Annotated in this window: 12 protein-coding genes; 8 read left to right on the plus strand and 4 right to left on the minus strand. The window is 62.7% G+C overall.

The features are described 5' to 3' along the window. The 7 genes from E5W87_RS30175 to hutC form a co-directional block, all read left to right on the plus strand. A partial coding sequence (locus E5W87_RS30175) for a TOBE domain-containing protein (protein WP_292405985.1) occupies positions 1–451 on the plus strand: 451 nt, incomplete at its 5' end. A 35-nt stretch (positions 452–486) separates the two neighbouring features. Beyond that, positions 487–1,593 (plus strand): PotD/PotF family extracellular solute-binding protein, encoded by a 1,107-nt coding sequence (locus tag E5W87_RS30180; RefSeq protein WP_292405989.1) that lies wholly within the window; start codon positions 487–489, stop codon positions 1,591–1,593. Between the two features lie 66 nt (positions 1,594–1,659). Further along, positions 1,660–2,604, plus strand: a complete 945-nt coding sequence (locus tag E5W87_RS30185) for an ABC transporter permease (RefSeq protein WP_292405992.1) — start codon at positions 1,660–1,662, stop codon at positions 2,602–2,604. Continuing rightward, complete coding sequence (locus E5W87_RS30190) at positions 2,601–3,401, plus strand: ABC transporter permease (RefSeq protein ID WP_292405995.1); 801 nt, start codon at positions 2,601–2,603, stop codon at positions 3,399–3,401. The genes E5W87_RS30185 and E5W87_RS30190 overlap by 4 nt, the downstream gene beginning before the upstream one ends. A gap of 35 nt (positions 3,402–3,436) precedes the next feature. After that, on the plus strand, positions 3,437–4,759 hold the full coding sequence (hisD, locus tag E5W87_RS30195) for a histidinol dehydrogenase (RefSeq protein WP_292405998.1): 1,323 nt from the start codon (positions 3,437–3,439) through the stop codon (positions 4,757–4,759). A gap of 7 nt (positions 4,760–4,766) precedes the next feature. Beyond that, positions 4,767–5,771 (plus strand): zinc-binding dehydrogenase, encoded by a 1,005-nt coding sequence (locus E5W87_RS30200; protein WP_292406015.1) that lies wholly within the window; start codon positions 4,767–4,769, stop codon positions 5,769–5,771. Continuing rightward, positions 5,768–6,502 carry a histidine utilization repressor gene (gene hutC / locus E5W87_RS30205; protein ID WP_292406000.1) on the plus strand — a complete coding sequence of 245 codons (735 nt, stop codon included), beginning with the start codon at positions 5,768–5,770 and terminating at the stop codon, positions 6,500–6,502. The genes E5W87_RS30200 and hutC overlap by 4 nt, the downstream gene beginning before the upstream one ends. A 330-nt stretch (positions 6,503–6,832) precedes the next feature. Here the strand turns inward: hutC and E5W87_RS30210 are convergent, their stop codons facing one another. Further along, complete coding sequence (locus E5W87_RS30210; RefSeq protein ID WP_292406003.1) at positions 6,833–7,123, minus strand: hypothetical protein; 291 nt, start codon at positions 7,121–7,123, stop codon at positions 6,833–6,835. A 34-nt stretch (positions 7,124–7,157) separates the two neighbouring features. After that, positions 7,158–7,625, minus strand: coding sequence for a MucR family transcriptional regulator (locus E5W87_RS30215; RefSeq protein WP_292406006.1), 468 nt, complete (start codon positions 7,623–7,625; stop codon positions 7,158–7,160). 223 nt (positions 7,626–7,848) lie between these two features. Here E5W87_RS30215 and E5W87_RS30220 point away from each other — a divergent pair, with 223 nt between their 5' ends. Continuing rightward, positions 7,849–8,214: a DUF2934 domain-containing protein gene (locus E5W87_RS30220; RefSeq protein WP_292406018.1), complete on the plus strand. Its 366-nt coding sequence runs from the start codon at positions 7,849–7,851 to the stop codon at positions 8,212–8,214. A 138-nt stretch (positions 8,215–8,352) separates the two neighbouring features. Here E5W87_RS30220 and E5W87_RS30225 read toward each other — a convergent pair whose 3' ends face one another. Next, positions 8,353–9,249: a hypothetical protein gene (locus E5W87_RS30225; RefSeq protein ID WP_292406009.1), complete on the minus strand. Its 897-nt coding sequence runs from the start codon at positions 9,247–9,249 to the stop codon at positions 8,353–8,355. Between the two features lie 93 nt (positions 9,250–9,342). After that, complete coding sequence (locus tag E5W87_RS30230) at positions 9,343–9,669, minus strand: antibiotic biosynthesis monooxygenase (protein WP_292406012.1); 327 nt, start codon at positions 9,667–9,669, stop codon at positions 9,343–9,345. Positions 9,670–9,844: the final 175 nt, after the last annotated feature.

Below are 9,844 nucleotides of genomic sequence, written 5' to 3' on the forward strand. Positions count from 1 at the left end.
AGCGCAGCCGATCCAGACCTACCGCCAGCCCCGCAACGCCTTCGTCGCCAACTTCATCGGCGTCACCAACTTCATTGCCGGTACGGTACGGGTCGTCTCTGAAGCCGGCGACGCCTCCATCCTTCGGGGTGATCTGATGCTTGCCGGCAAGGTCGGCGATCCGTCCAATCCGCCTTCGGAGGGTGGCAAGGCGTTGGGAGCGATCCGCGCCGAACAGATCCGTCTCGCCGGCGATGCTGCCCAGCTGTCGAAGCTCGATTGCGTGCTGGCCGGGACTGTCACCGACACGATCTTCGAAGGCGAGCGCATGGTCTACGAGGTAGCCTGCGCCGCGATTGGCGACGAGGTCATTCGCGTTTTTGACCATGATGCCGCCGCGCACACGCAGTTCGACATAGGCGAAGGCGTGTTCCTGGGGTGGAATGCCAGGGATATGCTTGTTTTTCGATAGAACCGGAAACCGGTCAAACCCAGAGGAGAATGCAGATGAAGCGCTTCAAGCCGACATTATCCCATCTTTCCCGCAGAACCTTCCTTCAGGCCACCGCCGCGTTCGGCGGCGCCTCAGCGCTCGGCCTGCGCGGTGCCTATTCGCAGGAACCGGAAAAGCCGGCGGAGATCATCGTGCGCGCATGGGGTGGCAGCTGGGTGGATAGCCTGAAGGCCGGCGTGTCCGACAGCTTCACCAAAATGACGGGGATTGCTGTCCGTCACGACCTGACAGAAGACAACGAGATCCAGCCCAAGGTCTGGGCCGCGGTGGCGCAGAACCGAGTCCCGCCGATCCACATCAACTGGGACACCACCACCAATGCCACGAAGTCGGCGTTGCGCGGCGTGACGGAAGACCTCTCCGACCTGCCTAACCTCGCCAATGTGACGGACCTTGCCAAGCCGGCCGGCCTGGAAGGCTTCCCGATCGTCAATACCTACGGCTACGTCTATGTGCTTGCCTATCGGCCGGCGGCATTCCCGGACGGACCGCCCAAGTCCTGGAAAGATCTGCTCGAGCCGAAGTTCAAGGGCCGGCTTGCCTTCTACAATGACGGCATCGGCTTCCATTTCCCCGCGCAGGTCGCCGGTGGTGGCAAGTTGGAGGACATCCCCGGCAATATGCAGCCGGCTTGGGATTTCATCACCAAGATGAAGGCGCAGCAGCCGCTGCTCGGCGAGGATCCCGACTTCACCACCTGGTTCCAGAACGGCGAGATCGACGCTGCCTGCACCATTTCGACCAACGCCCGGGAGGCCCGCAAGAACGGTGTGAAAATCGAATGGGTCGTGCCGGAGGAGGGTGCGAAATTCGACACGGACGGTTTGTGGATTCCCAAGGGCCTGCCGGAAAACGAACTCTACTGGGCCAAGCAGTACATCAATCATGCGCTGACCAAGGAAGCGCAGCAGGTCTGGCTGGACGGCCTCGGCTTGCCGGGCGTGGTGCCGGGCCTCACACCGCCGAAGGATCTGGTGGGCGACCCGTCCTATCCGACCACCGAAGCGGATTTCAAGCGCCTCATCCGCATCTCGTCGAAGGTCCAGGTCGAGAATGAGAGCGAGTGGTTTTCCAAGTTCAAGGCGATCATGCAGGGTTGAGGCCGGGTCGGCCGGTGTTGCGCTGGCGCGGCACCGGCTCCTTCATGACGTCAAATAGGATTTTTCATGCGGGCAGCCAGGACAGCCTATCCCCTGAAATGGCGCATCATGGATGCGCTGGAAGGCGTTGCCGCCGCCATCTGGCCGGCGCGGTTCAAGCGCGCCACGCCCTACCTGATGCTGCTTCCGGCGGTGCTGCTGGTCGGACTGCTCGTGCTCGGTCTCATCCAGATTGCGGATGCGAGCCTGCGCACGCTCGACACCACCACCTTCCAGTTCTCGGACGACTATTCCATCGCCAATTTCCGACGGGCGCTGACCGAGCCGCTGTTCCTTGTTGTCGCGCAGCGCAGCCTCATCGCCGCCCTGATCGTCACCGCGGTGACGCTCATCTTCGCCTTTCCCTACGCTTATCTGATGGTGCGCACGCGTTCGCCCAGATTGCGCAAGTTCCTGCTGATTGCACTGTTCCTGCCCTTCTTCATCGGCCAGGTGGTGCGTGCCTATGGCTGGCTGATCATCCTCGGCAACCAGGGCATGGTGAACGAGGCGCTCGGCCTTGTCGGGGTCGCCCCGATGCGGCTCATCTACAACTATCCCGCCGTGCTGTTCGGCCTCGTCCAATACATGCTGCCGTTTGCCGTACTGATGCTCGCGCCGGCACTCACAGCCATTCCCGAAGAGCTGGAGGCGGCCGCTGGATCGCTTGGCGCCAACTGGGTTCGCATATTCATCCACGTCGTTTTGCCACTCGCTCGTCCGGGCTTCATCGGCGCCGGCGTGGTGGTGCTGACGCTTTCGCTCACCGATTTCGCAGTCCCCGCGATCCTTGGCGGCGGCTCGCAGGACTTCATCGCCAATGCCATCTACGACCAGTTCTTCCGAACCTCCGACCAGGGCCTCGGCGCGACGCTGGCGCTTATGCTGGTCGCGCTCGGGTCAATCCTTGTCGGCCTCGTGTTCGCGCTGTTCGGGGCCGGAACGCTCGCCATGGGGAGGTCCCGGGCGTGAGCGGCTCGCGCAGCAAATCCTTTGTCCTGTGGACCCTGGTGACGATAGCCCTGATCACGCTTTCGGCGCCGACAGTCGTGGTGCTCGGCGCATCGTTTACCGGCGGCAACATCATTACGTTTCCGCCGGACGGGCTGTCGCTGCGGTGGTACGCGCGCATCTCGCAGGCCTCCGACCTGCGCAACGCTTTCCTGCGCACGCTTCAAGTCGCGACGGTCTGTACGATCGTTGCCATTCCCGTGGGCACGCTGGCCGGCATCGCGCTGGCGAAATATGCGGTGCGTTTCGAGAAGACGATCCAGATCTATCTGCTGCTGCCCTTCACCATCCCCCTGATCGGATCGGGCATCGGCCTCATGCTGATCTTCGGCAAGGCTGGCATTCTCGGCCAGCTCTGGCCGGTCGGCATCGCCTGCTGCGTCATCAATCTACCCTTCATGATCTGGGCGGTGACGGCGAGTGCCACCGGGCTCGACCCCGACCTGGAGCTGGCCGCCGCCAATTGCGGCGCGCCGCCGCTCCAGGTGTTCTTCTCCGTCACCTTGCCGGCGGTGATGCCAGGGGTGATTACCGGCTCGCTGCTGATGTTCATCCTGGCGCTCAACGAGTTCCTGGTCAGCCTGCTGCTCGTCGATGCGCGTATCGTGACGCTGCCGGTGCTGATCTACAATTCCATCCGCTCGATCATCACGCCGGACCTTGCCGCGATCTCCGTGGTCTTCATCGCCTGCTCGGCTGTCGCCATTTTCCTGCTCGACAGGCTGGTCGGGCTCGACATCTTCCTGAAATCGAAATGAGGAATGCCGGCCAGCCGGGCCGCAAAGGAAATCCTATGCCAAACGTATCATTCCATGACTTGAGCCAACTCGACGCCGCTGGTCGTGCGGCATTAATGCGGCGTTCCGAGACCGATCTCTCCAGCTTTATGGAGAAGGCCACCCCGATCATCGAGGCGGTGCGAACAGAAGGCGACGCCGCGCTCGTCCGCTTCGCCCGCGACTTTGACAAGGCAGATCTGAATGCCGCTCGACTCAAGGTCAGCCCCGCCGAGTTCGACGCCGCCTTCGGCATGGTGGACGAGGACGTGGTCGCCGCCATTCGCTTCGGCATCGACAACATCCGGCATTTCCACGAAGAGCAGAAGCCGGAGGCCATGTGGCTTAAGGAAATGCGGCCCGGCGCCTATGCCGGGGATCGCTTCACGCCGATCCGCTCGGTGGCGCTCTATGTCCCGCGCGGCAAGGGGGCGTTCCCTTCGGTGACAATGATGACCGCAGTGCCCGCCGTGGTGGCGGGCGTCCCGGAGCTTGCTATCGTCACGCCGCCAGCGCCCGATGGTTCGGTGGACGCAGCAACGCTGGTTGCGGCGCGCCTCGCCGGCGTCGAAACGATCTACAAATGCGGTGGCGCACAGGCGGTCGCCGCGGTTGCCTATGGCACAGAGACGATCAGGTCCGCACTCAAGATCGTCGGTCCAGGCAGCCCCTGGGTCGTTGCGGCCAAGCGGCTGCTTGCAGGGGTCATCGATCCAGGTCTTCCGGCCGGTCCGTCGGAGGCGATCATCCTCGCCGACGACAGCGTGCATGGCGGACTGGCCGCGCTCGACCTCCTCATCGAGGCTGAGCACGGACCGGATTCATCGGCCTATCTGGTGACCCACAGCCGCCGCGTGGCGGAGGAGGCGCTGGCCGCGCTGCCCGAGCACTGGGCGCGCATGACCGAGCAGCGGGTAGCGTTCTCCACCGCAGTGCTGACCGGCGCCTGTGGCGGCATCGTGCTGACGGCATCGATCGAGGAGAGCTACCGCTTCATCAACGACTACGCACCGGAGCATCTGGAGATCCTCTCCACCGACCCCTTCGCGCACCTTGGCCACATCACCGAAGCTGCCGAGATCCTGATGGGGCCGCACACGCCGGTTTCGATCGGCAATTTCGGGCTAGGCCCCAACGCCGTCCTGCCGACCAGCCGCTGGGCGCGTACCTGCGGACCGCTCTCGGTCACGGATTTCGTCAAGCGCTCTTCCATCGGCTACGTGACGGCCGCGGCCTATCCCGAATTCGCGCGCCATGCCCGCACACTTGCCCGCTATGAAGGCTTCTCTTCGCATGAACACGCCGTCTCCGACGTTCGCGACCGATATCTGGTGCGGTAGCGGGACGATGAAGGCGGCCAGACTCCATGCGGCGGGCGATTTGCGGGTTGAGGATGTGCCGCCTCCCGGCGAACCGGCGCCTGGCTGGGTGCGGCTCAAGGTGACGGCCGCCGGCATCTGCGGCTCCGACCTCCACAACTTCCGCACTGGTCAGTGGATCAGCCGCGCGCCGAGCATCGTCGGGCATGAGTTCGCCGGCGAAGTGACAGCCGTGGGAGCCGACGTGTCCGAGTTGGCCTGCGGAGACCGGGTCGTCGCCGATTCGCGTTTCTGGTGCGGCGAATGTCCTGCCTGCCGGGCCGGTCTGCATAATATCTGCGCCACACTCGGCTTTGTAGGCGAGGTCTGCGACGGCGGTTTCGCGGAAGAAACGGAGCTGCCGGCGCGGCTGCTCCTGCGCCACGACCCCGCGCTCGATCCCGCAATTGCCGCCATGGCGGAGCCGCTGGCGGTCGCCCTGCACGCAATGCGGCGGCTGTCGGCACCGGCCGGGGCGCCGGTGCTTATCGCCGGTTGCGGCCCGATCGGCGGGTTGGCGGCGCTGCTCCTGTCGCGGCGCGGCAAGAGACCGGTCTTCGTCGCCGACCGCAATGCAGCGCGTGCGGATCTTGTGGCCGAGGTGAGCGGCGCGACCGTCGTCAACCTGGACGCCCTGCCCCACGATCCCAACCTGCGCCATGCCATCGACGCGACGGGAAATGTGACGGTGATGGCGCGGCTGCTCGATCTTTTGGCCGGCGGCGGCACGCTGGCGCTGGTCGGCATTTCGCATGGCCGCCTCGACCTCGACCCCAACCTCCTGGTCGAGCGCGAGATCGCGCTGGTCGGTTGCCACGCTTTCACCGACGAGCTTGCGCCGGCCGTCGCGATGCTTGGCGATCTCGCCCCCGCGTTGTCGCGTTTCGTGGCCGAGGAGATCGCGATCGGCGAAATTCCCGCCGCCTACCAGCGCTTGATCGCAGGTATGAGCGGCGGCCTGAAGACCATCGTGCGAATGGAGGCCGGGCGATGATCAAGCTTCCCGAAACCGCCGGGCCGCTCTACGAAAAGGTCAAGGACTACGTGCTCGGCAACATCGGCAGCGGCAAATGGCCGAAGGACCGGAGACTGCCTTCCGAAAACGAGCTGGTCAGCACGCTCGGCGTCTCGCGGATGACCGTGCACCGGGCGCTGAGGGAACTGACCTCGGAAGGCCACCTCCTGCGCATCCAGGGCGTGGGCACCTTCGTGGCGCCGCCGAAACCGCAATCCGCGCTCATCGAAATCAGGAACATCGCCGGCGAGATCGCCGCGCGCGGCGGACGTCACAGGGCCGAGGTCGTCGTGCTTGAGAAGATCCGCAACCCGGCGCTGGAGCTCATCGTCGCCTTCGAGTTCATGCGCCGCAGACCGGTCGCCCATTCGATCATCGTGCATTTCGAGGACGAGGTGCCCGTCCAGCTCGAGGAGCGCTTCGTTAATCCGGCTCTCGCACCGGACTACCACCGGCAAGATTTTGCTGCGACCACCACGTACGATTATCTGCAGCGGGCGACACCGCTGACGGAGGTGGAGCACGTGATCTCGGCGATCGCCGTGGACGAGGTGGCGGCCGGCCGCTTGATGATTCGGCCCGGCGACCCCTGTCTTCTCCTGCATCGGCGAACCTGGTCAGGCGCGGCGGTCGCCACGGTCAACAAGCTCACCTATGTCGGCAGCCGCTATTCGCTGGGCAGCCGATATGCGCCCTCGCCCGCTGCATGAGCAGAAACACGCAGCGAAGCAGGGCTGGCGACGCCTCGTATCAAATATGCTCGATCCAATGGCGACGTTCTGATGGGTCGTTATTGAATTTTCGCGGGTCACCTTGACGTCGTTCAACCCCATTAGGGCATCGCGATTTCCGGTGCCTGCAGCGGCGCGGAAGACCTGTTCCGCATCGCCGAAACGCCGCAATTTCAGATACGCATAGCCGCGCAACACCATCAGGTCGGTGCGCTCAGGCGTTATGGACAAACTGCCGCGAATTTGTCGCTCATCTCGATGCAAACTCGCAGCTCTTCGCCGTGCAAAGCGTGATCGCGGAAGTTTGCATTACGCGCTCCCGTTCGTTTCACTCTCCTCATCGATTTCGCGCACCTGCAGATAGGCGTTCGTTTCCAGCCATTCCCGCAGCACGATCTGAATGAGGTCCGCCCGGCCGATTTTCATTTCGGCGGCAATGGAGTTGAGAGCGTCCTCGGTTGCCGGTTCCAGCGGCACGCCGGCGACGTTTCTGAGCATCAATGCAGCGCGACGCAGAATGATCTGCAAATCCGCGCGCGAAATGTCCGCAATGCGATCAGCGGCACTCTCGAGCTCTTCGGCAATGGATTGGCGCGTCATTGCTTTAGTCCGCTTGCCCTGAGGCAGGGTCTTCTTAGGCCTTCACCCGTTTGGCTGGTGCCCTCTTGGCTGGCGCCTTCTTGGTGAGCGTTTTTGCGCCCGTCTTGCGACCAAGTCCCATTGACTTCGCCAGCTCCGACCGTTGTGCAGCGTAGCTCGGTGCCACCATTGGGTAATCAAACGCCAGCCCCCATTTGGCTCGATATTCATCGGGCGTCATGCCAAGCAAGCCCAAGTGGCGTTTCATCGACTTGAACTTGCGCCCGTCTTCCAACGAAATGATGTGGTCGGGAAACACAGATTTTTTGGGGTTGACCGCCGGGGTCTGTGTTGGCTGCTCAACAACAGCCGGCTTGACTAAGCTAACGAGAGCGGAGTTCACCGAAGAAATAAGATCGGGCAGGCCTGCTACGGGTACTGCGTTATTTTGGACAAACGCCGCAACAATATCTGCGGTCAATTCCATCAATTCCGCGTTCTGGCGACTGTTCTCTTCGGTCATTCATCAACTCCTATGCTATTGCGCTTTCGTATTGGGGAAAGTCGGATCGCGCAAGACGCAGGTCCACAGAACGAGATACTCTGATAGCCGGCCGGCCGCTACGCAAGTTCCTCCTCCAAACCACGCGACCGAATTTGTCCGGCTTTTGTCCGAGATCCGCGTGTAGGACGGATCGTTCCAACGCTCCTTAGCGTTGGGTGAGAACCCACAAGGAGGAACGGCCATGTCAGACGACAAACACGAACGCATTCGGCGCCGCGCATATGAGATCTGGGAACGAGAAGGCCAAACGCACGGTCTGCACGAGCGCCATTGGGATCAGGCGACCTTCGAAATCGAGAACGAAGATCGCTCGCTCGGTGCTAGACCACCGGCAATATCTGGTGCCGATGTCCCAGCCCCTGCGCCTCAAAACAGCGGGAAGAAGCGCAAGCGCGCCGCTGGTCAATCGGACGTTGAGGCCGCGGAAGCGCTGGCGATGAAAACAGGCATCACCGGCGACGAAGCACAAGACCTCATTGATCGCCTCGGTGACGATCCGCTGGCACTCGATGAGGCGGCGCGGAGCCTTAGAGCATCCGAAGGGTAACCGCCGGCTGTCCAGGCAGCCCATCGCTGTACTCGACACACCGCCGCATTTTCAATCTCAGCCCCAGCGGGTCGCCGCAGCAGCCAACAAATGAAAGCCCGCGCCTCTGACGGGCCAGATCGGGTCGCGGTCCGAATTTCATGACGTTGGACTGAGATCGCGGTTTCGCCTTCGACGCTCAATGGTGCGCGCGTTTCGACGGGCAACTCTAAGTTCGGTAAGCGTCGGCTGCCACCAGCCCCGAGAATGTTCCATCGGGCCGGCCTCGCGACGAGCCGGCCATGTCCTGATGAGTTCCGTCAGCGTCGCCGAGCGCCACGTTCCCCACACGTAGTCGACGTCCGCCCGCATCGCGTGTGGGTAGAAAGCAGTCACTACTGACGGCTCGACGAGCTCACCTGGCACATCGGTAAAGACCACAACGCCGTACTGTTCTGTTGCGACAGCTCGGCCCATCGGCGGCAAGTCCTCAGCTGGCAACGGATAGCGATGGCGTCGGCGTTCCGCATATCGCAACCGCGTTGTTCTTTGGGCTTCCGAGTCCCTCTCCGCCTCGCGTCGGCGCTTCCTTTCCTCGGGTTCGCTAAGTCGGGCAGCGTCTTCGATTGTCGGCCACCGGCGCCGCAGTTCCTCATAGGACCGAAACGGCACGCGCCACGCTCGGAGTTCATCGTCCCAGCTTGCCCAGGGAATTTCATGTAGTTCCCGAAGGACGGTCTTCGAATAGCGTGTCCGAATGCGCAGATCGTCTGCAATCTCGAGATAAGGACTGGAGATCGGATCGAACGCATAGGCGTCACGTCCCTTGCTGTCGGCGTGGGCCGCCAGCAACTCGGCCTCACGCGCCAGCCAACGGTCGACCCGACGGGCTGCCGTCTTGCCTGGTACAAACCAGCTCCTGCGCTCGTCGCTCCACCTCGCTCGCGGAAATGCCTCCCGAAATCGTTCGACAGTCATTCGGTCATAAGGAAAGCTCGCCAAGGCACCGGGCGTGTCTTGTTTCTGCAGCGCAGGCTGATGCTTGGATTCGTCCAAGGTCGTGCCGTCAGTGGTGTTGGATTCGCACAGAAACGTCCCGCCGGCCCTAAAATCGATCGCCTTTCTCGACGCTCTGCGGGGGCGGCACGCCTACTGACCACTCTCTATCACTTCGGTCACCTCGTACAGATTGGGATCGATCTCGTCCGTCAACTGATCGAAGTGACCCCACTCCTTGCGGAATTCCGGCGCTTGATGAGCCGATCGCAAGAGATCGCGATTTTGCCATTGGACGTAGTTGACGATGCGTCGTCCGTCGAGGCTGCGATGCAGGCTGATTGAGATGAACCCAGGCTGACGCGCCATAAAGCGGGCTCGCTCGGCCATGACGGACAATGCCTCGGACTGCTTGTCCGGTTCAGAATCGACGATGGTGATTTGGGTGACTGGCTGATTGTCGACTCGGATGTGTGTCATGGAAACCTCGCTGGATTGATGGCGAAATTGCGGACAGTAGCTTCTGCCAAATCGATCTCAGTCGGCTGCAGGCCCAACGCTGCCGGTCTCTTCTTGTTCCAAGACGCGCGGAGTTGCTGTGCGCGAAGCACGCACTGCGTCCAATTCTGCACTTTCCTCAGGAATATCCTGCGAG

It is taken from the genome of Mesorhizobium sp., assembly GCF_004962925.1.
Classification (GTDB): domain Bacteria; phylum Pseudomonadota; class Alphaproteobacteria; order Rhizobiales; family Rhizobiaceae; genus Mesorhizobium.